General features: G+C 68.1%; 25 protein-coding genes and 1 pseudogene. 15 read left to right on the forward strand and 11 right to left on the reverse strand.

Annotation, left to right across the window (positions count from 1 at the left end; translation table 11 throughout):
- Positions 1–65: 65 nt before the first annotated feature.
- Positions 66–1,697, reverse strand: coding sequence for a hypothetical protein (locus ACLQ2R_RS08145; RefSeq protein ID WP_425958741.1), 1,632 nt, complete (start codon positions 1,695–1,697; stop codon positions 66–68).
- A 931-nt stretch (positions 1,698–2,628) separates the two neighbouring features.
- Between ACLQ2R_RS08145 and ACLQ2R_RS08150 the strand changes: the two genes are divergently transcribed.
- Positions 2,629–3,513: a serine/threonine-protein kinase gene (locus ACLQ2R_RS08150; protein ID WP_425958742.1), complete on the forward strand. Its 885-nt coding sequence runs from the start codon at positions 2,629–2,631 to the stop codon at positions 3,511–3,513.
- Here ACLQ2R_RS08150 and ACLQ2R_RS08155 read toward each other — a convergent pair.
- Entirely contained in the window at positions 3,503–4,576 is a 1,074-nt protein-coding gene (locus tag ACLQ2R_RS08155) for a serine/threonine-protein kinase (protein WP_425958743.1), read from the reverse strand. The two genes, ACLQ2R_RS08150 and ACLQ2R_RS08155, sit on opposite strands and share 11 nt — an antisense overlap.
- A gap of 614 nt (positions 4,577–5,190) precedes the next feature.
- On the opposite strand from ACLQ2R_RS08155, the gene ACLQ2R_RS08160 reads away from it, so the two are divergent.
- Together ACLQ2R_RS08160 and ACLQ2R_RS08165 are read left to right on the forward strand one after the other, a co-directional pair.
- A complete protein-coding gene (locus tag ACLQ2R_RS08160; RefSeq protein ID WP_425958744.1) occupies positions 5,191–5,841 on the forward strand; it encodes a DUF4352 domain-containing protein in 651 nt (216 codons plus the stop codon).
- An 82-nt stretch (positions 5,842–5,923) separates the two neighbouring features.
- A complete protein-coding gene (locus ACLQ2R_RS08165) occupies positions 5,924–6,838 on the forward strand; it encodes an endonuclease/exonuclease/phosphatase family protein (protein WP_425958745.1) in 915 nt (304 codons plus the stop codon).
- A gap of 27 nt (positions 6,839–6,865) precedes the next feature.
- Here ACLQ2R_RS08165 and ACLQ2R_RS08170 read toward each other — a convergent pair whose 3' ends face one another.
- Positions 6,866–7,546, reverse strand: a complete 681-nt coding sequence (locus ACLQ2R_RS08170; protein ID WP_425958746.1) for a DUF998 domain-containing protein — start codon at positions 7,544–7,546, stop codon at positions 6,866–6,868.
- A 324-nt stretch (positions 7,547–7,870) separates the two neighbouring features.
- Between ACLQ2R_RS08170 and ACLQ2R_RS08175 the strand changes: the two genes are divergently transcribed.
- Positions 7,871–8,200 carry a YciI family protein gene (locus ACLQ2R_RS08175; protein ID WP_425958747.1) on the forward strand — a complete coding sequence of 110 codons (330 nt, stop codon included), beginning with the start codon at positions 7,871–7,873 and terminating at the stop codon, positions 8,198–8,200.
- A gap of 198 nt (positions 8,201–8,398) precedes the next feature.
- Positions 8,399–9,667: pseudogene (locus ACLQ2R_RS08180) on the forward strand (RNA polymerase sigma factor); the annotation flags it as partial.
- A gap of 904 nt (positions 9,668–10,571) precedes the next feature.
- Here the strand turns inward: ACLQ2R_RS08180 and ACLQ2R_RS08185 are convergent.
- Positions 10,572–11,009, reverse strand: a complete 438-nt coding sequence (locus tag ACLQ2R_RS08185) for a hypothetical protein (protein ID WP_425958748.1) — start codon at positions 11,007–11,009, stop codon at positions 10,572–10,574.
- Positions 11,010–11,365: 356 nt separating this feature from the next.
- Here ACLQ2R_RS08185 and ACLQ2R_RS08190 point away from each other — a divergent pair, with 356 nt between their 5' ends.
- The 3 genes from ACLQ2R_RS08190 to ACLQ2R_RS08200 all read left to right on the forward strand — a co-directional run bounded on the left by ACLQ2R_RS08190 (position 11,366) and on the right by ACLQ2R_RS08200 (position 13,955).
- Positions 11,366–11,938 (forward strand): hypothetical protein, encoded by a 573-nt coding sequence (locus ACLQ2R_RS08190; protein ID WP_425958749.1) that lies wholly within the window; start codon positions 11,366–11,368, stop codon positions 11,936–11,938.
- Positions 11,939–11,952: 14 nt separating this feature from the next.
- Positions 11,953–12,759 (forward strand): hypothetical protein, encoded by an 807-nt coding sequence (locus tag ACLQ2R_RS08195; protein ID WP_425958750.1) that lies wholly within the window; start codon positions 11,953–11,955, stop codon positions 12,757–12,759.
- A gap of 200 nt (positions 12,760–12,959) precedes the next feature.
- On the forward strand, positions 12,960–13,955 hold the full coding sequence (locus ACLQ2R_RS08200) for a hypothetical protein (protein WP_425958751.1): 996 nt from the start codon (positions 12,960–12,962) through the stop codon (positions 13,953–13,955).
- Positions 13,956–14,136: 181 nt separating this feature from the next.
- Here ACLQ2R_RS08200 and ACLQ2R_RS08205 read toward each other — a convergent pair whose 3' ends face one another.
- On the reverse strand, positions 14,137–14,925 hold the full coding sequence (locus ACLQ2R_RS08205) for an alpha/beta fold hydrolase (protein WP_425958752.1): 789 nt from the start codon (positions 14,923–14,925) through the stop codon (positions 14,137–14,139).
- Positions 14,926–15,232: 307 nt separating this feature from the next.
- The gene (locus ACLQ2R_RS08210; RefSeq protein WP_425958753.1) at positions 15,233–15,853 is read right to left on the reverse strand and encodes a hypothetical protein; all 621 of its coding nucleotides are present in this window, start codon (positions 15,851–15,853) and stop codon (positions 15,233–15,235) included.
- A 302-nt stretch (positions 15,854–16,155) separates the two neighbouring features.
- Between ACLQ2R_RS08210 and ACLQ2R_RS08215 the strand changes: the two genes are divergently transcribed.
- Complete coding sequence (locus ACLQ2R_RS08215; RefSeq protein WP_425958754.1) at positions 16,156–16,512, forward strand: hypothetical protein; 357 nt, start codon at positions 16,156–16,158, stop codon at positions 16,510–16,512.
- A 680-nt stretch (positions 16,513–17,192) separates the two neighbouring features.
- Here ACLQ2R_RS08215 and ACLQ2R_RS08220 read toward each other — a convergent pair.
- A complete protein-coding gene (locus tag ACLQ2R_RS08220; protein WP_425958755.1) occupies positions 17,193–17,420 on the reverse strand; it encodes a hypothetical protein in 228 nt (75 codons plus the stop codon).
- Positions 17,421–17,617: 197 nt separating this feature from the next.
- Here ACLQ2R_RS08220 and ACLQ2R_RS08225 point away from each other — a divergent pair, with 197 nt between their 5' ends.
- Positions 17,618–19,744, forward strand: a complete 2,127-nt coding sequence (locus ACLQ2R_RS08225; protein WP_425958756.1) for a hypothetical protein — start codon at positions 17,618–17,620, stop codon at positions 19,742–19,744.
- A gap of 1 nt (position 19,745) precedes the next feature.
- On the opposite strand, the gene ACLQ2R_RS08230 is transcribed toward ACLQ2R_RS08225, so the two are convergent.
- A complete protein-coding gene (locus ACLQ2R_RS08230; RefSeq protein ID WP_425958757.1) occupies positions 19,746–20,186 on the reverse strand; it encodes a hypothetical protein in 441 nt (146 codons plus the stop codon).
- An 84-nt stretch (positions 20,187–20,270) separates the two neighbouring features.
- Here ACLQ2R_RS08230 and ACLQ2R_RS08235 point away from each other — a divergent pair, with 84 nt between their 5' ends.
- The gene (locus ACLQ2R_RS08235; protein WP_425958758.1) at positions 20,271–20,561 is read left to right on the forward strand and encodes a hypothetical protein; all 291 of its coding nucleotides are present in this window, start codon (positions 20,271–20,273) and stop codon (positions 20,559–20,561) included.
- A 47-nt stretch (positions 20,562–20,608) separates the two neighbouring features.
- Here ACLQ2R_RS08235 and ACLQ2R_RS08240 read toward each other — a convergent pair whose 3' ends face one another.
- Together ACLQ2R_RS08240 and ACLQ2R_RS08245 are read right to left on the reverse strand one after the other, a co-directional pair.
- The gene (locus ACLQ2R_RS08240; RefSeq protein WP_425958759.1) at positions 20,609–20,920 is read right to left on the reverse strand and encodes a DUF397 domain-containing protein; all 312 of its coding nucleotides are present in this window, start codon (positions 20,918–20,920) and stop codon (positions 20,609–20,611) included.
- Between the two features lie 24 nt (positions 20,921–20,944).
- Positions 20,945–21,799: a helix-turn-helix domain-containing protein gene (locus ACLQ2R_RS08245; RefSeq protein WP_425958760.1), complete on the reverse strand. Its 855-nt coding sequence runs from the start codon at positions 21,797–21,799 to the stop codon at positions 20,945–20,947.
- Positions 21,800–21,991: 192 nt separating this feature from the next.
- On the opposite strand from ACLQ2R_RS08245, the gene ACLQ2R_RS08250 reads away from it, so the two are divergent.
- Genes ACLQ2R_RS08250 through ACLQ2R_RS08260 form a run of 3 tightly spaced genes read left to right on the forward strand, consistent with a single transcriptional unit; the run spans position 21,992 to position 22,999 of the window.
- Positions 21,992–22,294 (forward strand): hypothetical protein, encoded by a 303-nt coding sequence (locus ACLQ2R_RS08250; RefSeq protein ID WP_425958761.1) that lies wholly within the window; start codon positions 21,992–21,994, stop codon positions 22,292–22,294.
- Complete coding sequence (locus ACLQ2R_RS08255; RefSeq protein WP_425958762.1) at positions 22,291–22,701, forward strand: ATP-binding protein; 411 nt, start codon at positions 22,291–22,293, stop codon at positions 22,699–22,701. The genes ACLQ2R_RS08250 and ACLQ2R_RS08255 overlap by 4 nt, the downstream gene beginning before the upstream one ends.
- 55 nt (positions 22,702–22,756) lie before the next feature.
- Positions 22,757–22,999, forward strand: coding sequence for a hypothetical protein (locus ACLQ2R_RS08260; protein WP_425958763.1), 243 nt, complete (start codon positions 22,757–22,759; stop codon positions 22,997–22,999).
- A gap of 58 nt (positions 23,000–23,057) precedes the next feature.
- On the opposite strand, the gene ACLQ2R_RS08265 is transcribed toward ACLQ2R_RS08260, so the two are convergent.
- Positions 23,058–23,438, reverse strand: coding sequence for a hypothetical protein (locus ACLQ2R_RS08265; RefSeq protein WP_425958764.1), 381 nt, complete (start codon positions 23,436–23,438; stop codon positions 23,058–23,060).
- Between the two features lie 80 nt (positions 23,439–23,518).
- Here ACLQ2R_RS08265 and ACLQ2R_RS08270 point away from each other — a divergent pair, with 80 nt between their 5' ends.
- Complete coding sequence (locus ACLQ2R_RS08270; RefSeq protein ID WP_425958765.1) at positions 23,519–24,409, forward strand: alpha/beta fold hydrolase; 891 nt, start codon at positions 23,519–23,521, stop codon at positions 24,407–24,409.
- Positions 24,410–24,804: the final 395 nt, after the last annotated feature.

Consider the following 24,804-nt stretch of genomic DNA (forward strand, 5'->3'; position numbering starts at 1 on the left):
GCCGTGTCGCTGTCACCGACGTCCGCGGTCAGTACACCCGGGTCGAAACAGGTCTCACGACATGGTCAGTTGGTCGATTTGACATCCAGATGGACGCCAAGGTATCCGACATATATCTTTCCGGTCCCGCGCGCGTCATCATAAAAATGAAGGCGAGGGGAGCTCATCCCCGCACCGCCACCGATGCAAATATGTGCCCACATGTACACACGGCCCGAAGAATCAACTTCCACGGGAACGGGGAACTCTCGCTGGCGACGCATCTTGACATTGTTCTGCACTGTCTCCGATTCGCCCAGCTTCACCTTTTTCGCGGAAATCGCAGCGGCCCCCGACGGGGGAACGGAACACCACCTCCGGAAGTCTCCGCTGAATCTCCCACCAGCTATCGCTTCAGCATACTCCTGAAACGCAACAACAACCTGCCAGGTAGTTTGTGCCCATGTCGAGGACTGCGTCTTCTCTTCGAGCTTCGAGACCTTGTCGATGTTTCCGGTGAACTCGACCCTGTTAAGTTCGTCAAGCCGATCCAGAACTTCGGACAATTGGGCGGGGAGCTTGATCGGCTCTTCGACCGGTAGATAAGCCTCTACCGCACGGTCGGTCTTCTCCAGCCGTTTCCGCAGAACACGGACCCAGTCCGACAACTCGGCGATCTTTTCGTTTGCCGATGCAAGGTCTATCGTGACATCCAGCATTTCGCTTTGCGCGTCTGCGACCTCTTCCCGGAGCTTCTTCTCTTCGTCTCCCACCATCTCGAACAGTTCTCGAAGTTCGTCGTTCTCCCGACGAAGAATCGTGACCTCCCCGCGGAGATCCTCAAGAGACGTGTCGACCTTCTCCTCCGGCAGGGGAAGCGTTCTGGACGAGCTGGGAGCCACAAGACCAGCTGTGCGAGCCAATTTTCCCAGCGGTCCAGGAAGACGGCCGTCAGCCGCCAGTCTCCGGGGAAGACCGGCCAGAAGCTGCGCAGCCCGGCGACTGTTGTCCCGGATGCGCGGTTCGGACAGCACCCGATGACGAGCGGCATCCTCCTCGATCGCCAGATCCAGGCCGGGAAGATACGTTCTTATCGCACCACCGCGAACCCCGAAGGAGCTGCCCACGGCTTCGTTGAACTGCATTTCAGCCAGCGGGTCGAGGATATGTAGACTCGCAACCCCGGGAAGAAGCTTTGTCACCTCCTCGACCTTCTTGCGCCACGGATCGAAACCGATGTGGCCTCGTGACGACGCCACAATGGCGGGTAGCCTGCGTTTCTCGTCGGTAAGAATCTCAAGGAGCTCGTCAACTCTTTCCGACCTGAAAAGAGTAGGAGTCGGAGTCAGCTGGGCCCAGTGGTCACGAGCATCTACGGCTGCAAGCAAATTCCGGGCGATGCCGGGCAGTCCGGCTCGCGGAGGTCTCCAGTCCTCGTCCTCGTCGTCAGCCGTTCGCACATACTCGACATCGAGCCAGAACCAGGTACGCTGCCCCGGGTCTTTCGGCTTCGACGGCGCGTGAACGACCAGTGAACTGAGCCAGTATCCCCCGTCGTTCTTCTCGCGAAGCTGCCAGTGCCGGGTCTGCGCGCCGTCCCCGCTCGACCGGACATTGTGAAGGAGCATTATCCCGTCGCCCAACCGCGCCTGCCCGGCGTCGTAGGCGGCAATGTCGATGGGCTTGTGCGCAGCCTTTGTGATCAGCCATGAGCGCATCTCACTGGCTGTGATACCAAAAGCGTCAGCCGGCGCCAGGTCGGCATGAAAAGCTGTACGGTAACGACCGGACGGCGCCCCTTCGTCCTGAGCAACGTCTTTCCGGAATCCCATACCGATAATCCCTGTTAAATAGTGGCCACTATTCGAAACTGGCAACAGGCAACGAGACCAGATCGCCTTCCCGGAGCTGGGGAGCGATAACGGGACGCCAGCTACCACTCCTTCCGGTGTCCCCGGCAAGAAAAAAGCAGGGCGAGGCGCGCCCGTAAACCGCCCGAATCCGGTTCGGCAGCGACTCCAAGGGGACAGCGGTCACCGCGAACACCCTGCGGCGCCGGGGGCGAACCACTCCAGCCCGACCCCCGTCATCGCCAGGGCCCACGGACAGGACGGGGCAGACGCTTCACAGGACTTAAAGCTCTCCCGGTTCGCCCACAAGTAGACACCCGGAAGCATTTTCGAGAATGTAATTCGACGAACGAACCACGGAATGATTAGCGGAAGCCGCGGTCGCCGGCCCGGTCACGACGGATGCGATCTCCCGAATCAGACAAATCCTCCAAAAAATATACATATCTCGCAAGCAGGACATAAGGTTATCTTATTGCCGTAGGCGTCAAAAGAATCTTTTGAACTCAAGAAAAAATGTACACACGAGATAGGGTTTTCCACAAGAAGATCCGGGCACTTGGCCCATCCATTTTCGCTGTACCCGATAAGTCGCCTTGATCGCATCTCAGACAAAGAGGCGCCTACCGACCTTGACCGTGTCGAAGTGATCAGGCACCCGGGGCCAGACGAGGCCCCCTCTCCGTCCCGTGTTGTTTCGGTGCCACCGGTAGTATCCGGATCTCGGCTATCTTCTCGACGGCCTTGTCTGATACTCCGGTCAGGCGATCGACACCCAACATGCGAGAAACGGAGTCCCATGCTGGTCGCGCAGCGCTACGAGCTCCAGGAGCCGATCGGCCGGGGCGGCATGGGAGAGATCTGGCAGGGCGTCGACCTCCATCTGAACCGCAAGGTGGCCGTCAAGCGTGTCCGGGGCGACAGGCTCACCGAGGAGACCGTCAGGCGCTTCAGGCGCGAGGCCCGGATCATGGCCCTGCTCCGTCATCCCGGAGTGCCCTCCGTCCACGACTTCGGACAGGACGACTACGGGTTCTTCCTCGTGATGGAGTTCGTCGACGGGTGGCCTCTCACGCACGTGCTCGACATGCACGAGCGCCTCCCCGTTCCCTGGGCGGCTCTGATCGGGGCACAGCTCTGCGCGGTGCTGTCGGCGGCGCACGCGCGCTCGCTCGTGCACCGGGATCTCAAGCCGGGCAACCTCATGCTCTGTCGCGACGCGACCCTCATCGTGCTGGATTTCGGGGTCGCGACGGTTCAGGGGTCACCCGACTTCTCGGTGATCACCGGAACGACGAGCGCGCCGGGCACCGAGCCGTACATGGCTCCCGAACAGTTCCACGAGGGCAGGACCGGCGCGCTGACCGACCTGTACTCGGTGGGCTGCGTCCTGTACGAGATGCTCACCGGCGGGCGCGCCTTCCAGCCGACGGGCCGCATCGGGATGGGCGAACACGCCGGCCGTCCCCCGGCGCCGCTGGGAACGGCGGTGCCGGAGGAGCTCGGCACGCTGGTGGCGGCACTGCTGGAGAGGGAACCCGATCGGCGTCCGCAGCGCGCCGACGAGGTCTTCCACCGCCTCCTGCCGTTCGTGAGGGACCTGCCCCCGCTGCCCGGCGTGGTCGACCGGGCGACGAGGCCGATCCACCTGTACGCCGGGGCGCTGTCCCGGATCAGCTGGTGACGCGCATCATCACCTCGGCGGCCGTCGGCCGGCCCCTCGGATCCTTGGCGAGGCAGGCGGCCAGCGGAGCCTGGAGCCCCACCGGCAACACGGACAGATCCGGATGATGGTTGACGATCTTCCGGTAGACGAGAGGGGTGGAACCGGCGCCGAAGGCGTGCTCGCCCGTGGCGCCGAAGAGCATGGTCGCGGCCCAGCTGAAGACGTCGGAGGCCGGGCCGACCCGCTCGCCGGAGATCTGCTCGGGGGACATGTAGGCCATGGTGCCCTTGAGGACGCCCGAGGTCATCGTGACCTGGTCCAGCGCTCTGGCGATCCCGAAGTCGATCACTCGTGGGTCGTCCGGACCCAGCAGGACGTTGGCCGGCTTGAAATCCCGGTGCACGATGCCCGCGGAGTGGATGCCCGCCAGCGCCGCCGCCGTCCCGATGGCCAGCCGGGTGAGGCTGTCGCCGCCTCTCGGCCCCTCGTCCCTGACCAGCCGTTCCAGTGACGGGCCTGGCACGTACTCGCTGATGATGTAGGCCATGTCGTCGACGACGCCGACGTCGATCAGCCTGGCCGTGGCGAAGGGACGCACCCGCCGGGCCATGGCGGCCTCCCTGACGAAGCTCTCGCGTTCGGTCGCGCCGCCGATGATCCGGCTGTGCAGCACCTTGACCGCCACCTGCTGCCCGCCCGGCCCGTACCCGAGGTAGACCGCCCCCTGCCCCCCTTCTCCGATCTTCCGGTTCAGCCGGTACGGCCCGATCCACTCGAAGGGAGGCGCGCCGGACGCGGTGTCCTCCGGATACCGGGGAGACGGGGGAAAGGACGGCGTCGGGATCGGGGGAACCGGGTGGGGCCGGGAGGCGGAGACCTGGTGGGGCGAAGGCGCGGGAGCCCGGTAAGGCACGTCCGGGGGCGACGGCGTCCGGTGGTGAGGCGGTGGCGCGGGGGCGTACCGCCATGCCTCCGAGGAGGGGTGAACCGTCGGCCGGGTCTCGAAGACGGCCGATCGAAGGATGAACGCGTGTGCCGTGCCCCCCAGCCAGCCCACGATGATCCAGATTCCCACGATCACGTCGACCGGCGCTTCCTTGGTCGTGGGGTCGTTATCGCCATATATGCCGGAAATAACGATATAGGCGAGCAGAAGAACACCGTAAACACCGGTCGCGAATCCGGCGATCCTATTTCTCAACTGCATCGCGGCATGGCCGATGACGAGGGGCGTGGCGAATCCGGCGGTGTACAAAGGCGCCAACGCCCAGATCAGGCTGAGCGGAAGGCGCCACCAGGAAGGCCGGCCGGAAACGTACCCGTCGGCATTGCGGTGATGGTGAGGGGCGGGACCACCGGCTGAGAACACGGCACAAATAATACGGACCCGCCGCCGTCATCGGGGGGGGACGACGACCTCGGAACCCGTACCACGGCCGGGTTCGCGGACCGCCCGGCGACGGGGCGTCACCTGTCACGCGGGGGACGCGCACCATCGGTCACGCAGGGCGGTGCACGCCCTCCGGGTGATCCGTCGCCCCCGGGGCGCGGTTCGGCCGGGCGCGAACGGGGTCCACCACGCGACGCCGATACACAGCATGTACACAGTCACGATTTTTAGAGTTGTGCGCTTAGTTCACAGCATGATTCACTGGTGTCGCTCGACCCACCGCTGTCCCGAAAGCGAGCCTCGTCATGCACGGAAACCCCCACCACCCGAACTACGACCACTTCCAGCCCCCTCCGCAGACCGTGATCGTGCGGCACAAGGGAGGCGGCTGCCTGCGGGCGACCCTCGTCGGCGCCGCCGTCCTCGCCGGCCTGGTGGTCCTCGGCGGGCTCCTCGCCGGAGGCGGCCGAGACGGCGGGGACCTCGCGAACCGCACCGGCACCACGGCCGCCGAGGCCGCCACCCCGACGAAGACGAAGAGGAAGAGCGAGCCGAAGCGGGCCGGACCCGGCGACACCGTCAGGGACGGCAAGTTCTCCTTCAAGGTCACCAGGGTCGAGAAGGGCGTCAAGCGGGTCGGCGACCGATACCTCGGCTCCGACGCCCAGGGGCAGTACATCCTGGTGCACGTCACCGTGAGGAACATCGGCGACGAGTCGCAACTGTTCGTCGACTCCGCGCAGAAGCTCATCGACGCCCGGGGCAGGCAGTACGACACCGATTCGGGCGCCGCCCTCGGACTGAAGAACTCCAACGCCTTTCTCAACACCATCAATCCCGGCAACACGGTCAACGGGATTCTTCTCTTCGACGTCCCCGAGAACTTCACCATCAAGGCGATCGAACTACACGACTCCGTTTTCTCCGACGGGGTCACCGTCGTTCTGAACGACTGACCTGTGACGCACTGTTGTACGGCTCCGGCAGGCCGAGGAGAACGCCTCAGGCCGTGATCCGGGCATGCTTCAATGGCCGGTGATGACCACGAGGAAGCGGATGGCGGGGCCGGCCCTGCTGGTCGCCGTGGCCCCGCTCCTGACGGGACAGGCCCAGGCCGAGGTGTCGTCCCCGGCCCTGTCGGTGATGAGCTGGAACGTCTGCGCCGGCACCAATCCCGCCTGCCTCCTCTACGGCCGGGACATGCGGGAGGTGGCCGTAGAGATCGGCCGGTACGCGACCGGCCAGGCGATCAGGCCGGATGTGATCCTCCTCCAGGAGTTCTGCTCGGGCGGGACGGCCGTGCTGGAGGGCGTCCTGGAGCAGGCGACCCGGCGGGCCTGGACCGTGCGGTCCTCGGTCCTCACGCTGAAGGACGGCTCGCCGAAGGTCTGCGCGCCCGACCGGCAGGGGCGCCCGCGGGGCGACATCGCCGTCGCCGTCGCGGTCGCCGATCACGCGGCCGTCTTCCGGGCCCACGCGCTGACCTCTCCCCCGTCGTACGCCGGGCGCATGGCGCTCTGCGCGGCCGTCCCGGCCAGGAGGGTCCACGTCTGCGGCACCCACCTCAGCTCCGGCCTGTCCTACGACGACAACAGGCCGGACGCGCCCTTCCGGAGGAAGCAGGTCGGGGAGTTGCTGGCGGCGGTGGCCAAACCCGGCTACCGCGCCGTCTTCGGCGGGGACCTCAACCTGCCCCCGCCGGACAGCCGGCAGGGCACGGCCGTGAAGAGACGCATCCTGGCGCCCGTCTACGCGGCCTACGCCGAGTGCGACCAGAAGGGTGGCCGCAGCGGCCGCTGGACGGAGAAGCACGCCGGTGAGAACGGCGGCGTCGTGAAGCGCAAGCTCGACTACCTCTTCGCGCCCAGGGGAAGCGTCGTGCGGTGCCACGTGGCCCAGGGGGCCGGCTCGTCCGACCACAAACCCGTCTACGCCGGCCTGAACCTCGGCTGACGTGGACGGGTCTCCAACACACGATCCCTATCGAAGCGCGGCGCGCTTGTCCGCCGACGTCACGGCGACCCAGGTCATGGCCGTGATCGCCCCGACGGCCAGGGTCAGTGATCCGGCCCGCCCTCCCGACATGGCCCAGCCGTCGCCGACGGCGAAGATCAGGCCGCTGACCCGCGAGGCCGCCGCGAATCCGGGACGTCCGGCGCGGGAGAAGTGGCGGCCCAGGACGAAGCAGGCGGCGATGAGGGCGGTGAACGCGATGGATCCCGCGATCATGTGCATCAGCGCGTGCCGGCTCAGCGTGCCGGTCTGGCCCAGCGGGGTGCCCGCGGGGAAGCCGTCGCCCGCGTCCATCACGAAGACGCCCGCGGCGGCCATCGCGACGCCGCTGACCAGGATCAGCCGGGGTGCCCACGTACCGCCGGGCGTACCCCGCATGGCGCGGCGCAGCCCGAGCGCGCCGGCGACGGTCAGGGCGCCGCTGAGCAGGAAGGTGGCGATCTGGAGCCAGCCGAGGTCACCGGTGGCGAGCATGCTCAGGGGGTGACGCGTCAGGTCGAAGCCCTCCCGGGTGAAGGCCTGCGCCAGCGACACGATCGCGAACAGGGGCCCGGCGGCGACACCTCCGGCGAGCAGGGCCCGCGTCACCGACCCGTCGGGGCGGTCGGTGACGGCACCGGGAAGGGGGGTGGGCTGGACGGCGGTCATGGGTGTTCCTCTCTGCCGCGACGGGGTCCCGTCGCTCTCCTTCGCCCGCCGGTCTCGACCGGCGCTGTGGCTCGTGCCCGCCGGGTCTCGCCCGGCCTCGCTGACGCGTCGAACGAGCCGGGCCGAACGCGACACCGCCGCCGCCCCGGGCCTCCGGCCTGCGGGCATGCCGTTTTTCCCGCATTCCCTGTCACGGCGCATTCCCTGTCACATCACACCACCGCCCAGGTCAGGACGTCCCTGTCGATATCGGCCCCCTCCGGTCGACGCGTAGCCGGGAACCGGCGAGGATCGGTCCTGCGAACACCAGAGGGAGATACGACGATGCGATTCCTTATGACCACCAAGGGCGATATGGCTCCCCCGGACGAGGCGATGATGGCCGAGATGGGTGCCTTCATCGAGGAGATGACCCGGGCGGGGGTGCTGCTGGCGACCGGTGGCCTGGACCCGGCCGGTACGCACCTGAGCGCCTCGGGAGGGAAGGTCACCGTCACCGACGGACCGTTCACCGAGGCCAAGGAGGCGATCGTCAGCTTCGCGCTCATCGAGGCCCGGTCGAAGGAGGAGGCCATCGAGCTCTCCCGCCGCTTCTGGAAGATCCTCGGGGACGGCGAGGGCGACATCCAGCAGGTCTTCGGCCCCGACAACTGATCCGACGCCCCGGGCCGGGCCGGGCGGGCTACGCGATCAGGCCCTTCACAGCCGGCCGCACGGGGGCGCTCCGGCCGTACGAGGGCTCCGGCCGGGGCGCCCGCGCGGGCGCACGCGGAACCGGCGCCGGACGGGCTCTTGCACATCTGATCGGACGGGTCCTTGCGCACCCGCCCGGACCGGTGCTCTCATCGAGCGGTGACATCCCGGGACGCCCACCGCGCGGTCGACGCGGTCTGGAAGATGGAGTCGGCGAGGATCGTCGCCGGGCTCGTCCGGATGGTGGGCGACGTGGGACTGGCCGAGGAGTTCGCGCAGGACGCGCTCCTCGCCGCCCTCGAACGGTGGCCTCGGGCCGGCGTACCGGACAACCCGGGTGCCTGGCTGATGGCCGTCGCCAAGCGCCGCGCCGTCGACCACCTGCGGCGCGGCGAGCGGCTCGACCGCGGGCACGAGCGGCTCGCCCACGAGCTCACCGTCCGCCAGGACGTCTCCGACGAGGCCCAGGCCGAGGTCGACGCGGCCCTCGACGACGAGGTGGGCGACGACGTCCTGCGGCTGATGTTCGTCTCCTGCCACCCGGCGCTGCCGGCCGAGGCGCGGGTGGCGTTGACGCTGCGGCTCCTCGGCGGCCTGAGCACCGAGGAGATCGCCCGCGCGTTCCTGGTCTCCGAACCGGCCGTGGCGCAGCGCGTCGTCCGGGCCAAACGGACCCTCGCCTCCCTCGGCGTCCCCTTCGAGATCCCCGAGGGGGCCGACCGCGCGAGCCGCCTGTCGTCGGTCCTGGAGGTCGTCTACCTGATCTTCAACGAGGGGTACGCGGCCGGGACGGGCGACGACTGGATGCGTCAGGACCTCTGCCAGGAGGCGCTGCGCCTGGGCCGCCTGCTGGCCGGGCTCGCACCCGCCGAGGCCGAGGTGCACGGCCTGGTCGCGTTGATGGAGCTCCAGGCGTCACGGTCGGCGGCCCGGACGGATCCGTCGGGCCGGCCGGTCGCGCTGCACGAGCAGAACCGCGGGCGCTGGGACCGGCTTCTCATCCACCGCGGCGTCGCGGCCCTGCTGCGCGCCCGGCAGTGCGGCGGCCCCCTCGGCCCGTACGTGCTGCAGGCCGCGATCGCCGTGTGCCACGCCCAGGCCCCCACGGCGGAGGAGACCGACTGGGTGCGGATCGCCGCCCTCTACGAGGCGCTCGCCCGGGTGCTGCCCACGCCGGTCGTGCAGCTCAACCGCGCGGTCGCGCTGGCCATGGCGTACGGCCCCGAAAGGGGGCTGGAACTCGCCGACACGCTGACCGGTGAACCGTCGCTCCGGGCCTACCACCGCCTGCCCAGCGTGCGCGGCGACCTGCTGGCCAGGCTCGGCCGCCACGAGGAGGCGCGGCGGGAGTTCGAACGCGCCGCCGGTCTCACCCGCAACCTGCCCGAACGCGCGATCCTCCTGGAACGCGCCGCGACCTGCGCCGACGAGGTCGTACGGGAGGCGTCCGCTCCGGAGAGGTCCGCCTGGGAGGCGGGCGGGCCGGGAGGGGCCGTCACCCTGGCCGAGGCCGCGGCGGCGTTCCTGTCGCGCGACGACCTGGACGCCTCGACCGTCCGTTCCTACGCGCAGACCATGGACCGGCTCCGCCGCGACCTCGGTGACGCCACCCCGCTGACCGAGGTGAGCGCCGGGCGGGTCGCCGGGGTGTTCGCCTCCGCGTGGGGCGGTGCCGCCGCCGCGACCTGGAACCGGCACCGCGGCGCCGTCCGCTCCTTCTCCACCTGGATCACCACCCGCGACCCGGACCACGAACCCGCCCTCGACCCAGGCACCGACCTGCGCACCGACCTCGCCGCCGGCCTCGTCCGCCGGTACGAGCCCCGGGGGCGCGCCCGTCCCCTCGACCGCTCGTACGTCGAGGCCCTGGTGGGACGGCGGGACGTCGCCCCGCGCGAGCGCGCCCTGTGGCTGCTGATCCACGAGAGCGCGGCCGGTCCCGGTGCGGCGCTCGCGCTCGACGTCGAGGACCTCGACCTTGCCGGGATGCGTGGCAGGACGGCCTCCGGCTGGATCCGCTGGCGCTCCGGCACCGCCGATCTCCTCCCCGGCCTCGTGGCGGGCCGCCGCCGGGGACCGCTGTTCCTGTCCGACCGCAGGCCGGGACCCGGCCGTCCCCCCGCCCCCGGTGACCTGTGCCCCGAGACCGGCCGCCGCAGGCTCTCCTACGAACGGGCCGCGTACCTGTTCAAGCAGGCCACCGGCCACACCCTCGACCGGCTCCGCTCCAGGCAGGAGAGGTCACCGGCAGAGGGCCCGCCAGGACCGTAGCGGCCGAGGAGGTCGCGCCGGGCGGCGTCACGATCACATGAGAGCCCCTGGCGATCTCTGATTACATGGGAGCCTCGGGCGACAGCTCCTGTCCCGGTCGCATCAGATCGAGGTCCTCGCCCCACGCGTCCAGCACCGCGCCGTGCCCGGCGCGCCGGGCCGTCGCCTCGACGCGGGCGAAGAGGCTCCGTTGCAGAGGTACGTCACCGGTTCCCGAGACGCGGCGCACGGCGTCCAGCAGCACGGCGGCGTCCCAGCCGGGCAGCGGGTGGCGGGCGAGCTCCCATTCCAGGTACCTGTTGTAGGGGCGCGAGCGGCGATCGAGGGCGAAGAGCAGCTCCAGCAGGAACCGGACGCTGTCGGCGGCGTCGAGGAGAGCGGCGAGCGGGTGCCCGTCCCGGTCGTTCTTGACGGAGCGGTAGAGGGAGTTGGCGTAGGCGTCGAGCCAGTGGACCCTATCGTCCGGGCCGCTTGGGAGGCACCGGGTCGCCGTAGACACACCGTCCGGCATTCGGCACGGATCACACGATGCCGGACGTCGCGACACCCAAACGCGAAGCAATCTTTCCGCATTTATCATGAATTACCACCACAGCACCCTAGCCTTCGATGGGACATAAAGGGAAAGCGGCCAATAATTCACAGACAGCCCATTTCGGCAAGTAACCCCATGTCAACGGCCTGGCCGAACAACGTCGATAAAAGTATTTCCATTGACACCACAGAACGAGAATGACACCTTTACCAAGGTCCGGCACCATTCATACGGGATCGGAACCGCGCCCTTTCTCGATTACCGGACAAGGCTCGCAGAACGACCTCTGCCCACGCTCCACCCAGCTCGGAGGTACGATCATGCGTCGATCACTTCGTACGATCTCCATCACGGCCGGTATCGCAGGCGCGGTGTTCCTCGGGGGCTCACCGCCCACGGCGATCGCGGCTCCGGTGCGGTCCTCCCCCGCGCCCCCTCCCTCCCCCGCCCCGGCCCCCGGTTCCGAACGGTCCGCCGCCAGAGGCGAGGCACGCCTGGAGAACAGGGGCCCCTCCTCCTCGCGGGACGCCCGGTCGGCGTCCGCGTACTGCGTCTTCCAGACCTACGGGGACTACGTCCACGTCTCCTCGTCCGCCTTCGAGGCCTCCGGGCACGGCTGGTGGCTGAACGGCAACTGCAGCGCCACCCTGGCGGTCGTCACCGTGCAGCTCCAGCAGTACTACTCCGACGGCGTCTGGAGGAACGCCGGCGCGCCGGGCAGCCAGACGGTGCGGTCCGGGGGCGGCGCCGGCAACCGCGCGACCGGGCGCGCCGCGTGCGTCAACGGCGGCCTGACGGGATGGCGTAGCGTCGTCGACGTGGACCTGGTCGGCCTGGCCGACGACCCGGGCAAGCTCTACACACCGAGCCGCAACATCTACTGCCGGCGATAGCGGAAGAGGGCGACGTGAGCATCGAACCCGACGACACCATGTTCGTGGCACTGCACGGCGAACTGGCGTTGCACCCGTGGCGCGATCCTCTCGTCGCCTCCTCGGACGCCTACAGCCTGTTCCTCGCCAGGTCCTCCGCGATGGGATGGCTCACCGAGGCCACGCGGAGCGCGTCCGGTGGCCTCTGGGGGATGAACGACGCCGGGCAGGGCCCCGGCGTCGGGCCGGAGCCGTCGCACATCGCGTGGTTCCAGGTCTCGCTGACCGCACCGGTCCCCGAGGACCGGCCGCTGCCGGTCCAGGCGTTCCTGTCGTGCGCGGGCGACGTCACGGCACGCCTCGGCGACCTGACCCTGCGAGCGGTCCAGGTCCTGCTTCCGGTTCCGGTACGGGGCCCCGACCCGTCCGCGGGAACGTCACCGCCCCTGGGCGGCGTGATCCCCCTGCTCCAGGACGCGGGCTGGTTCGCCGACGGCGATCCGCGCCGCAGGACGCCGGTACGGGTGACGCTGGACGGCGGGCAGGACCCGTCCGTCCGCTCGGCGGCACCCGGGATGCTCCGGTGGATGCGGGGTTTCGATCAGGACGTCCTGGTGTGCGACTCGTTCTCCCTGACCGACGACCACCCGATCCCGGCGTCCCCGGTCATCGACGAGTTGTGGCACGGCCCCGCCCGGCACCGGGTCACCTTCCACGGCGTCCTCACCGAGTGGTCGACGGACGCCCTGGGATGGCTGGCCGCCCTCTTCGCCGAGGCGGCCTCCCTGCACGGGGTGGGCACCCCGTTGATGCTCACGGCCGACCGCCCCGAGAAGAGCTGAAGCCCCGTCCCGCGGGGAAGCCGGGTCCCACAGGAAGCCGGGGTCGCCGTTCCGCGGAGGGGCGACGTTCACAACCGGCCGCCCGACGGGAAAACGGCCGACGGCGGCTACGGCGACGAAGGATCAAAGTACCTTCAACTTTTGATATCACTCTATGTGTCGTCAATTTCACTATAAGTGAAAATAGGTAGTTTGACGGTGTGACAGACACGATCGGCACCAACGGATCGACGAGGCTGTCGAGCCGCGCGTGTGGCCACTCCCACGGTGAGTGCCACGTCGCCTGCGCCGGCACCGTACCGCTTCGGGAGTACTGCGGGCCGCCGGATCAGATCCGGCCCGGCGGTGAGACCGGCGAGAGCGGAACCACCGACGTGCACCGCGCCGTCCGGAGCCCCGATCTCGGTGAGACACCGACCGTGACCGTCGTCCCGCATGAGCCCGTCCACCGGGAGATCACCGATCCCGAGAACCTCCTGGCGGCCGCCGAGCGGAAGGCCGCCGACCAGACCGCGCTGGCCACGCGCGCGCTGAGCCTGCAACAGAAGGAATGGCGACGCGCCGAGGCCCTGGCCGCGAACAACCAGAGGTTGCAGGACGCCTACCAGGCGCTGCGGCGGGAGCTGGACACCGCACGGGAGGAGACCACCGCCGAGAGGATCCGTACCTGCCGGCTCGACTACCAGCTGTCCACGCTGCGCGAGCAGTACGTCGTGGAGTTGCGCCGGCTGCACGAGGAGGCCGCCGAACAGGTCCGGACCCTGCGCGCCGAGCTCACCGCCGCCGGGAAGGAGGTGAGCGGCCTGCGCGCCGCACTGTCGGGAATCCGCGACCAGGCCGGGTTCACCAACCGGCAGGCCCGCACCACGGACGATCGGACCCGGATCGCCGACGAGCCGGCCCGGGGCGTACGCGAGCGGGCCTGGGACGTACGCGAGCGGACTCGGCGCGCACATGAGCGAGCCCCCCACGCGCGCGAACAGGTCCCGTTCGCGCGCGACCGATCCGGGCCGGCCACCTCGCCGGGCGCCGGGCGTCACCGCAGAAGGGCACCGAGCCACCGATCGAACGGACGCGGCCTCTGGTCGGGACCGAGGTCGAGGTCGAGCGGGCTGTCCTGGATGAGATCACGGCCGACGGGAATCTCCTGCCCGGGGCTGGCATCGATCGTGGCCTGGCTGATCCGCCTCCGATGACCGAAGGCGAACCCGCCCATGACACCGGCCCGCGGGAACGCGCATCTTCGGGAAAGCACGAGCCCCTGAAGGAGCACGGGTCCCTGAAGAAGCACGAATTCCGCCACACCTCCGGCGGCAGAGCCCCGCCGTCGCCGACGACATGGACGGATTCACATCACGCGCGCGGCGACGTCCCGCCCTACCGGGCGAGCTGCTCGATCAGCAGACGCACCAGGCCCTCCGGGTCCTCCCGGTGCGGGTCGTGCCCGGTGGGCAGGGACGCCGCCCGCACCAGGGGCGCCTCCCGCACGGCCGTCCGCAGCTCGTGCTCCACCCACGCGCAGTACGCGTTCCAGGCGGGGACGAGATGGTCGGGGAACACCCCCGCGAAGGCCCGCGCGTCACCGCTGACGACGAGCAGCGGGCATCGCGCCGCCCGGTAGGCGGCGAACCGGTCGAGGGCGTCTATCTCCCGCATGACCTGGAGGAACGACTCCGGGAGCCCCTGCCCCATCTCCTCCAGGAAGGCCGTCATCTCCCGGCACGCACGCGCCGCGGCCTCCTCGTCCAGGCCGAGGAACTGCCCGGGCCGCGTGGGATTTCCGTGACCGTCGAGGTTGACCGCGAGCGGGCACTCCGGATGTTCCCCGGCCCACAACGCGGCGACCATGCCTCCCAGCGAGTGCCCGACGATCAAGGGCCGGTGAAGCCCGAACGCCTCCACCACGGCGGCCACGTCCCCCAGCACGTCCCGCCACGCCCACGGTGCCGCGCCCGACTCGCCGTGGCCGCGCAGGTCCATGGCCACCGGCCGGAACCCGGCGCTGAGAAGGAACCCCGCGAAGGCGTCCCAGTCCTCGCGCGTCCGCCCTCCGCCGTGCAGCAGGAGCACGTCCTGCCCCTGCCCACCGTGGTCCTCCGCCACGATCGGCACACCACCGGCCAGGACCTCCCCGACCGTGCTCCCGTCGCCGTCCCTGTAAGCCATGTCGCCCGTCACCTTCCGCTCGCCCTCCCCTGCACCGCCCTCTTCGTAACAGCCCGGCGCCGTGGTCGCGACGACTTTTCCGGCGGCCGGCGACGACGTCCGAGGGACGCGGTCGTCACCCGTAGGTGGCGAGGAACATCTCCACGGCCGCGTCCGCTTCTATAGGAGCGGCAACAAGGTCATGGTGAAAGACGAGGTGCCCGCCGACCCGGGAGACGGTTGCGACGAGGTGAACGCCACCACGCGGTGGGCCTGCCCAGTGCCTCGGCGCGCGGTTCCAGTCTGCTGCCGAGATCCCCGGCGCTCTTCAGCGCAAGCTTGGTGGGACGTGAAGGACACAGGGAAGGTCATCGACGATCCGTCCGTCGAGTCTCACACCCGTCTCCAGTTCGAGAACGGTCAGCATGACGGCCTGCAGGTAGACCGGGTCCGCCTCCTCGTCGTCGGCCTCATCCGCCTGGACATAGCGGTGAAACAGGTCGGCATACTCCGCGAGAGGCCCCTGTCGCAATGCCGCGACCATGACCTCGCCTTCCTCCCTGTCATCGCGTGCCTCTTCGTCCCAGCTACCGCCGCTTCCGTCGCGACGCACGTAGGAGAACATCAGATTGCAGGAATCCCACTGCACAACCCCGTGATCACATCCCTCGGCGAGGGCGACCTCGCCACGCAGAAAGCGGCCGACCCCCGCCTCGTCGAACGTGACCACGGCCTGTCCGGACTGCCCGATGAGGAGGCATCCCTCCTCGGCAAGGGTGTCGTGCCCGTCCGCGGGGAGAAGGTCCTTCCCGTGCATACCGATGCGATGAACAGCCTCGTCGACAAGAAGGGGCATGGTCACGGTGTAACAAAAGTGTTCCCGATACTCGACCAGCTCACAATAGTAGGAAATGATTTCGCGGTAGCGTAAGGGAATCTCGTCGTGCATCTGCGGTCTCTCTTCGTGGATAAAGGACCAGAGCGGTCCCGAAAGGTTGAGGGTCTGCCGGGGTCACCCATTGATGCCGACCCGTCGCTTTCCAGAGCTGACGGCCCAAAGCTACCGCCTCAACGGAGAACTGCTCCAGCGCGCAGCGGCCGGGGGCGACATGGCGAGGTTTCAGCGTGTCGGGAGGGTTGACGGGTTCTTTCCCGGTGCGGATTCTGAGGCGGTGGCTCTCATCATCCGATCGCTACGCGAGAGGCGGGGCCGGGAACATGGCAGGACGGCACCGTACGCTCACCTGGACAGTGGCTTTGACCGTCGGTCTGGTCATCACCGGGCTCGGCGTCCACTTCGCGGTGGCGGGGCTTGACGACGCGGACAAACTCGCCAGCGTGGTGGGCGGTGTGGCCGGCATCATCGGCGTCGGGCTTTCCGTCTACGGACTCGCGCTCGCGCGGCGGGTTCCCGGAACGTCACCGGAGAGTGCCGGTCCCGCGTCCGCTCCGGGTGGTGACACCGTGACGAACACCATCGGCGGCACCGTGCACGGTCCCGTCCTGCAGGGGCATGACTTCACCGGGCCCATCACCCTTGGTTCCTCATCGGCCGATCCGGCGGAGAGAACCCCTCGGCAATCGGGTGAAGGACCCCGGAATCCTTGAACGACCAGGCCGCACAAGAAGGACATGACCGGCAGCAGGCTCTGCAGGTTCAGCCGGTCACCAGATCGATGCAGTAGATGTCCCAGAACGGCGGCACGACGCCTGCTGTCGGGCCTTTTCTGCCGATCGGCCGCCGGCCCGAAGCTCGGTGGAAGCCGTGCGCACGAGCCGCGTCCGGCCGCACCGAAAGTATCGCGCGCGACCCCTTCCCCGGACCGAGCGGGGAGTCGACCAGGCGACGGCCGGCCGTGGACCGCGCGAGTTCAGCCAAGGACCGTGAATCTCGTACCGCCGGGTACGGTCTCGTTCCGTTACGGCCGGGGGTCGGCGGCGCGGAGGAGGGCCAGCAGGCCGTGCACGGCCCTGTACTGATCGTCCGAGAGCGGGTCGGGAGAGAAGTGCATGAGCTCGTTGCGCACCTTGCGGACGTCCCTGATGTGGTCGAGGAGGATTCCGTGGTCGATGTTCCAGCCGAGCGCCTCCCATCGGCACTGGTCCTCCAGCAGTTAGGAGTAGTTTGCCGAAGGTGAGGTCGGCGTCCTGGTGGACCCGGGGCCGCTGGTGGCGCGGCACGGCCTGCCTGAACTCGTCCACTCCGAACACCGAGGCCGCACGGTGGAGCCTGTTTTCCGCCTCCTCGATCAGGATGAACGGCCGCGCGTGATACCCGAGCTGCCGGGTCAACTGGCCGGTCCAGTTGGAGACGACGCCCGGAGGAGCCTCCGGATAGGCCGCCGCACCTCGGCCTTGAGTGCCTGCCAGTTCTCGCAGGTGGAGATGTCGCCGATTCCCCGCCAGGCGACGATCGCGAGGTTCTCGGCCAGTGCCTCGCTCTCGATCTCGCCGTCCCGGCCACCGCGGACCAGCCATGCCAGAGGCTCATTGTCATGCCGCGACTTCTCGCGCATTCGATCTCCTCGTGATAATCGTGAACGAGAGCACCAATGACCAGGGTCGATCTAAGCGCACAAAGCATTTGTCTCGCCACGCATTCGGAGGCACCGAAGCTCACACACCACATTTGTCCGAATCCCGCTTTTCACAGAACTCGCCGTGACGTTAGAGTTAAATAGCCGAAAATGGGACAAGGGGGATGGTGGATTCCATGGAACCGGGAGCAGGGCCCTTGTCGCCGGACTTCAGCGGGATGGACCCCACCCAGATGGACGGTTTCATCTCCGAGCTGGAGCGCGGCCGTGACGTGATCGACGAGCAGTCCGAGCGGATCGGGCGACTGCTCGCGGCGGCCGACGTCCCGGCCGCGGGGCTGCATCCGATCAGGGAGGTCGGCGGCTGGGTCCGCGACGAGCTGCCCAAGCTGCGCCGGCGCCTGGAAACGATCAACGAGGACCTTCCCATGCTGGGACCGGCTCCCCCCGGCCTGAAGCAGGGCTCGATGTGGATCGGCGGCCCGCGCCAGGACGCGTTCCCGTGGGGGGTTCTGCCCTACGACGAGAAGACGGGGAAGTCCCCGGTGGGCGGCAGCGTCAAGAAGGGCGCCGAGCTCGGCGCGGAGTTCAAGCGTCTGCACGAGCTCTCCCCCGGCCGGTCCAACGCCGCCTACGACCGGATTCTCGGCAGGCTCGCCGAAGGACGGAAGGACGCCTACCTCGCCGCCGGCTTCTTCCGGGCCGTCGGCCCCGAGGGCATGCTCGGCATGATCGGCCGCCTGGACCAGTACGACAAGAAGGTGGCGGACCAGCACCGGAAGGTCATGGGCGACGCCCTGGCCGCGGCGGTCGGCGCGCAACCGGCCGTGCTCGGCTCCGACTGGCAGGTCGGCACCCTCAAGAAGGCGTCGGACCACGAGCTGGCGTCCCTGCTCCGGTACGGCATGTTCCCTGCCGCGTGGCTCACCGAGATAGCACGGGGCAGGGTGGGCAAGCCCGTCGACGGCGGCGACGGCACCCGCCCCCGGCGCTGGGAGACCGACCTCGTCCCACTGCTACCGGCTTTGGCGAACAACCCCGACGCTGCCAGGAGCCTGTTCAACGCCATGTCCCGCGAGGACCTCAGGGACGTGTTCACCGAGCTCAACCGCCTGGGAACCTTCAAGACCTACCTATCCCCCCTGGGGGTGGAACTCCCGAAACCCTCCTGGCTGGGACCGAAGAGCATGGACTTCGAGATCGGCACCGAATTCGGCCGGATGCTCGCCGCCGGAGGCGGGGCCTACGAGAAGGGCCCGCACAGTCCCGAGGCCGCGAAGTTCGCCTTCAACGTCATGACCGTCATGGGAAACCTCAAGGACCCCGGCGGGAACACGGACTCCCCGATGGAGGTCGCGCCGAAAGCCCGGGTCTTCATGTCGACGCTGGCCGGCGCGTACGCCGCCGAGATCACCGAGGGCGCGAACATCGGTGACGCCAACATGACCGAGGAGAGCACGCTCAAGCCCTTCACCTCGGCCTTCGGCATGACGTCGGCGTTCACCCTGAGCCCGGAGGACACCTACCGCTTCCTCAAGACCTTCGCCGACTCCCCGGCGAACCTCGCCCCGTTCGACCGGGCGATGGGCGGCCTCTCCCAGAAGCTCATCGCCGACGCCTCGGCGAAGGCTCGGCAGACCGGGGACGTCGACCACCTGGACCGGGTCTTCACCGCCCTGGGCAACGTACGAGGCTTCGAGCTGGCCGCCGTCGAGAAGGTCCAGGGCGACCTGGACATGATCGCCAAACAGGAGAAGGACACGGTGAACTTCTTCCGCGACACCGCTGCCGGAGTGGCCGGCCTCTACCTCGCCCCCACCGCGGCCATGGGCTACTTCTGGTTCGCGGTGAGCACGAGTCTCTCCGCCCACAGCGCCTTCATCGACGAGGACGTGACCCGCATGGACGGGGTGAACAAGGGCGAAAGAGCCGCGACCCTCGGTCGGCAGCACACGTACGCGCAGATCCTCATGGCCAACGGCTTTGTCCCCAAGGTGACACCCGCAGAGTTTCAGGCCGGCCGCGCGTCCATCGTCGATGCCAAGGGCAACCTCAAGCCCTTCTCCGAGCTGATCAAGCCACCCGATGTTCCCCTCACCGACGCCAAAGGAAATCTCAGACCGCATTCCGAGCTGCTCAAAGAGGGGAACGATGGGCTTGAGGCGTTCGAGAGGTGGACGGTCGCCAACGGGATGGGCAGCAAAGACGATCTATCTGTGGGAGACCTCTCCGAAAAGATGGCGAGTCGTTTCGAAGGCGGCAACAAACGAGGCAGAGAGCGCGGGCTGGCCTACGACAGCTAGTTCACAAGATCGGAAGGCATTCGGTTTCGCCCCTTACTCTGTACTGTCCGTTAGCCGGTGATTCCAAGATGATCACCGTCTTGTACGTCTCATTGGCAAGGCGGATAGGGGCGTTGCCCGGGTCTTCGACGATCCGATAGGGGGCAACCGAGGAGAGTTCACCAACCAAGTAGGTGTTAAGCCCATCAGGCTCGCGTTGCGGTGCAGCATCTTTGGCGGTAGCTGCGAAAGTCCTTCTAGCCCTTCCTTCCCCACATGGAATATCACGCCCGCCGGAATCCGTGATACGGACGTCCAGAACATGACTTTCCTTCATCAGCTCAGTTATGTGTGACTTAAGGATCTCCCCCGCTTCGGCCGCTGTGGGGTCGCTGTTCCCGCATCCAGAGGCCGCCAGCACCACCGCTCCGATCAGGACTCCGCGCCATGCCAAACGTGTCATGCATTCCTCCGAGACTGGCCGTGGTGCCGTAGATCCAATAATGTCCAATAGTCCACCCGATGTATCGGCCTCCAAGAGGGATATATGAATCCTGGTCCGGAAGATCTGGTGCCCAATCCACGGCGTCAGATGCTGGAACAGACGTTGACGGAGGTCAGGGCGAGGGTCGCCATCCTGGAGGCCGCGCTTGACCCGGCACACGGCAAGTTCGCCGGCCGGTCGGTGTGGGTGGGGCCCAAGGCCCGGACTTTCACCGAAGACCTCACCGCCCGTCGCACACGTCTGCGCCAGGCGGCCAAGGCACTCGTCGACGCGCTCGAAGAGGAGATCCGGGCTGCCCCAGCGAAGGTTTCCCCTTCCGCCGCGCGACAGTGACACGTCCGACTCGATATCGGACCATGAGCCGACGCCATCGACTCACGTCACGCCTCGTGACGCGCTTCCAGGTCCTCGAAGCCATCACCCTTGATGCTGTCGAGGAAGGCATCCCACTCGGCAGAGATGAAGGCCAGCACGGGGCCGCTGGGGTCCTTGGAGTCTCGCATCAGAACGAGCAGGTCAGCAGCCGGTGTGGACTCAGCCTGCAAGCTATCGGCGAGGGTGACTTCAACGCAGGCGGGGCCGTCGCCGCTCAGCGAGCTCTTGCGCCAGAGACCGATCTCGACGCAGTTTTGCCCGTTCCCACTGAGTGAGCTTTTACGCCACGTCACCTGGGGAAGTTCCGATATGGACATTCCACATTTCCTTTCGCGGAGTGGTCATTCGAACTGGGAAGCCGCTTCGGCGACGAAGCGGCGGGAGCCGTCCGGGTCCAGCGCTTTCGCCCGAAGGTGATCGAAAGTCAGGCTGTATCGGTAAACGTCCGTTTCTCGCTCTATGTAGAGGCTTCCCGTGAAGTTCTCCATGAACACCACATCTGGGTCAGCAGGTTCGGGAAACTCCATGATCTCAAATGCGCCGTTCGTACCCGGATGGGCTCCAACAGCGAACGGCAGGACTTGAATGGTGACGTTGGGAAGATCGGTTATGTCGAGTAGCCGCTTGAGTTGGGAGCGCATCACCGCAGGTCCGCCGACGGGACGACGAATGACGGCCTCGTCCAGCACTGCCCAGAGGCGCAGGGGCCCGTCTTGAGCAAGAAGCGCTTGTCGAGCCATGCGGACTTCGACGCGGCGCTCGATCTCGCCTGGAGACGAGAAGGACAAGGCGGAGCGGATCACGGCGCGAGCGTAGTCCTCGGTCTGGAGAAGACCGGGAAAGATCGTTGGCGCGAAGCTTCGCATTGAGGTCGCTTCGGCTTCGAGCCCGATGTAGGTGGTGTACTCCGTAGGAAGATCACCGTAAGCCTGCCACCATCCCTTCTTGCGAGCATCTTTCGCAAGGTCGAGTAGTTCTCCCCGCTTGGCGGAGTCGACCGCGTAGAGGTCGAGAAGGCGCCCGGTGTCGGTGAGGGCCACCCTGACACGGGCCGTCTCGATCCGCGAGATCTTCGTAGCCGACCAGCCAAGCTGCTCCCCCACCTCCTCCATCGTCAGTTGAGCCCGTTCGCGCAAGCGTCGCAGCTCAGAGGCCAGACGGCGCCTGCGCACCGTGGGACTTGCGGTTTGCTTCACATTCACCCCTCCTTGAGTCGAAGCCAACGGTAGCGGATCAGTAACAGAAAGTGTTGAAGTTACTTCCCGAGCAATTTGCCAATCTCGTTGCACGGCACCTCGCCCCCCTGCATCCTCTAGGTGCATATCCAGTGACTTTGAGTCACCGAGAGGTGCTGATGGCACCCCTGGCTACGAAGGGCAGGTAGGCGGATGAGGGTTCATGATCTTCAAGGGTGGGGTGGTGAGTTGCTGGAGCTGGCCTGGGAGTTGAACGATCTCGGGTTCGACTCCGTGGTCAGGCTCTCGTCGGACCGGCAACCGAGCATGGAGATCTTCGTGCCGCTGGATCGGCCGAGAGTCATCGCAACCCAGCGGGGCCGCACGTCGGTGTTCACCTGGAAGAGGCGGCGAGACCGGCCGGACCCACGCGACCGCACTCCACAAGGGCGGGAGCAGCGAGGGCGTAGCAGGATGCGGGAGGCGGCCGAGCGGCTGGTCGAGGTGACGCGGTGAAGGCCCTCGGGCTGCTGGGCCAGATCGAGGTGCCCGCGCAGATCGCCGCCGTCCCCCGGGCCCGACGCTACGTCCGCGACCTCCTCAAAGGACTCGACCACCCGCACACCGACGACGCGCTGCTTCTGCTCACCGAACTCGTCACCAACTCCGTACGCCACTCCGACTCCGGACGCTGCCCCAGCGGGCGGATCACCGTCGCCGTCGCCCACCACGATGGAACGCTCCACATCGACGTGATCGACGCCGGCTCGACAGCCGGACATCACCCCCTGGTCTGCGCGGACGTCACCGCCGACAGCGGCGGAGGACGTGGCCTCTGGCTGGTACGGGAGCTGTCGTCGGCCTGGGGCTGGTACGAGATCCTCACCGGACGCGTCGTCTGGTTCCAGCTGGGCGAAGGCTGACTCTGTGATCCGCTGGGAATGCCCACCCCGCTGCCTCGCCCCGCACGTCCTTCCCGTGCGATCCCACCACGAGCCGCTGACCTGGCACCCCGTACGCGGAGACGAGCAGGTCCGGATCGTGCGATGGACCTGCGACTGCGACCCGGTCTTCTACGAGCTGTGCCAGGCGGGCGGACGGAGGTTCATCCGCCGCACCACCCGCGCGCAAAACAACCCGTCGATCCACGAGAGCAACCGCTACCCCGTCGCAGAGGCCGACGCCCTGTGGGCCGCCCTGCTCCACGGACTCGCGCGATGAGCCGGGCTCACGCCACCCCTTGGACCGCGTCCTGTCCGGCGGTCGATCGCCGATCCGATCAGGACGACGTTCGCGGGACGCGTGAGACGGCGAGAGAAGGGACGGTGAGCCAAGAAGGACAGTGCGTCCTGGTCAGGCCGTGGTAGGACATGGCGGCGGCGAGCAGCCCCAGGCCCCACGCGGTGTAGCCGACCATCTCCATCGACAGCTTCCAGACCGGGGCCCGGGCCAGGTTGCCCCTGCCGAGGACCCATGCCGCCATCCCGGCCACGCCGAAGTAACCGACCAGGCTCGCACCGACGAACAGGGCGGGGCCGAGTACGAGCCACCGCGGCACGTCGCGTCCCGCCGACGGCAGCACCCAGCGTGGCCAGATCCTGCCGAACCGGTGGACCAGTGCCGACGGCAGCAGGGTACCGGCCACCCATGCCGACGCCACCAGCGTCCACCCCACATGAGAGGGTCTTTTCGAGCGTCATGCACTGAAAAGTCCGGGGAGAGGGCAGTCCGTAGGAGGCCGTGACGGCGGCGAGCCCCGGCGTCCGCCGTCACGAGCGCGAGGGGGTCTTCATGCCCGAGGTGGAACTCTCGGCGGGAACCATCGACTACCAGGACACCGGCGGTGACGGCCCGGTGGTCGTCCTGCTGCACGGCGTCGCGATGGACGGTTCGCTCTGGCGTCACGTCGTCGCCGGGCTCCGGGACGACTACCGCTGCGTCGTCCCCGTCCTCCCGCTCGGCGGGCACCGGCGTCCGATGCGCCCGGACGCCGACCTGTCGATCCTCGGTGTGGCCCGGCTGGTGGACGAGTTCCTCCAGCGGCTCGGCCTGAGCGATGTCACGCTGGTGCTCAACGACTGGGGCGGCGCCCAGAGCCTCGTGGCCGACGGCCGCGCGTCCCGCATCGGCCGGCTCGTCCTCACCTCCTGCGAGGCCTTCGACAACTACCCGCCCGGCCTGCCCGGCCGCAACCTGGTCACGTCCGCCAGGCTGCCCGGCGGCCTGGCCCTGGCCTTCACCCTGCTCCGCCTGAGGCCCGTGCGCCGGCTCCCGATGACCTGGGGCTGGATGACCAAGCGGCCGGTGCCGCCCGAGATCATGGACGCCTGGTTCCGTCCCGTGCTCGACTCCGCCGGAGTGCGCCGGGACCTGCGCACGTACGTCCTCAGCATCCCGCCGAAGGCCGAGTTGCTCGCCTGGTCCGAGGCGCTCCGCACCTTCGACCGCCCCGTCCTCGTCGCCTGGGCCGCCGAGGACCGCGTGATGCCCCTCTCCCACGCCCACCGCCTGGCCGAGCTGATGCCGCAGGCCAGGCTCGTCGAGATCGCCGACAGCTACACCCTCATCCCCGAGGACCAGCCCGCCGTCCTCACCGCCCACCTGCGGGACTTCCTCCAGGACCGGCCGTGAGACAGCGCGGGCGCGTATCGCCGCCGGCCTCGCGCCGGGCCATGGATCGGTGAGCTGTCCACGCGCCATGGCGGTGGCCTACCAGCGCCGTTCGCCACGATCACGATGTGTCCGCCGGAGAACTTCACGCCCCCCCAGCGACGCGACAGTCTCGGTGTGCTCGGAGTATTCAGGCGCGTGAGCTCTCGCCTGCCGATCCTGGCCGGGGGATGACCGATCCAGGCCAGGACCGAATGCTTCACGTCCGAACAGATGGGGAGAGGGCACGCGTCGTCCGCTCCGGTCCGTATTCGTGATCGGCCCGAAGCCCCTTGCCTCCCACCGCCCGGACCGGCTGCCCGCGCCCCCGACGTTTCCCGAGGCGTCACCGCCCACGAAGTCGTAGCCGTCGATGG

Origin of the sequence: Streptosporangium sp. DT93, from assembly GCF_049844535.1 — a bacterium.
Taxonomy (GTDB): Bacteria; Actinomycetota; Actinomycetes; order Streptosporangiales; family Streptosporangiaceae; genus Streptosporangium.

Coding starts and splice junctions, on each gene's coding strand:
- ACLQ2R_RS08145 (WP_425958741.1), bottom strand. CDS start 1,697: ATGCGCTCATGGCTGATCACAAAGGCTGCGCACAAGCCCATCGACATT.
- ACLQ2R_RS08150 (WP_425958742.1), top strand. CDS start 2,629: ATGCTGGTCGCGCAGCGCTACGAGCTCCAGGAGCCGATCGGCCGGGGC.
- ACLQ2R_RS08160 (WP_425958744.1), top strand. CDS start 5,191: ATGCACGGAAACCCCCACCACCCGAACTACGACCACTTCCAGCCCCCT.
- ACLQ2R_RS08165 (WP_425958745.1), top strand. CDS start 5,924: ATGACCACGAGGAAGCGGATGGCGGGGCCGGCCCTGCTGGTCGCCGTG.
- ACLQ2R_RS08170 (WP_425958746.1), bottom strand. CDS start 7,546: ATGACCGCCGTCCAGCCCACCCCCCTTCCCGGTGCCGTCACCGACCGC.
- ACLQ2R_RS08175 (WP_425958747.1), top strand. CDS start 7,871: ATGCGATTCCTTATGACCACCAAGGGCGATATGGCTCCCCCGGACGAG.
- ACLQ2R_RS08190 (WP_425958749.1), top strand. CDS start 11,366: ATGCGTCGATCACTTCGTACGATCTCCATCACGGCCGGTATCGCAGGC.
- ACLQ2R_RS08205 (WP_425958752.1), bottom strand. CDS start 14,925: ATGGCTTACAGGGACGGCGACGGGAGCACGGTCGGGGAGGTCCTGGCC.
- ACLQ2R_RS08210 (WP_425958753.1), bottom strand. CDS start 15,853: ATGCACGACGAGATTCCCTTACGCTACCGCGAAATCATTTCCTACTAT.
- ACLQ2R_RS08220 (WP_425958755.1), bottom strand. CDS start 17,420: ATGCGCGAGAAGTCGCGGCATGACAATGAGCCTCTGGCATGGCTGGTC.
- ACLQ2R_RS08225 (WP_425958756.1), top strand. CDS start 17,618: ATGGAACCGGGAGCAGGGCCCTTGTCGCCGGACTTCAGCGGGATGGAC.
- ACLQ2R_RS08230 (WP_425958757.1), bottom strand. CDS start 20,186: ATGACACGTTTGGCATGGCGCGGAGTCCTGATCGGAGCGGTGGTGCTG.
- ACLQ2R_RS08235 (WP_425958758.1), top strand. CDS start 20,271: ATGAATCCTGGTCCGGAAGATCTGGTGCCCAATCCACGGCGTCAGATG.
- ACLQ2R_RS08240 (WP_425958759.1), bottom strand. CDS start 20,920: ATGTCCATATCGGAACTTCCCCAGGTGACGTGGCGTAAAAGCTCACTC.
- ACLQ2R_RS08250 (WP_425958761.1), top strand. CDS start 21,992: ATGAGGGTTCATGATCTTCAAGGGTGGGGTGGTGAGTTGCTGGAGCTG.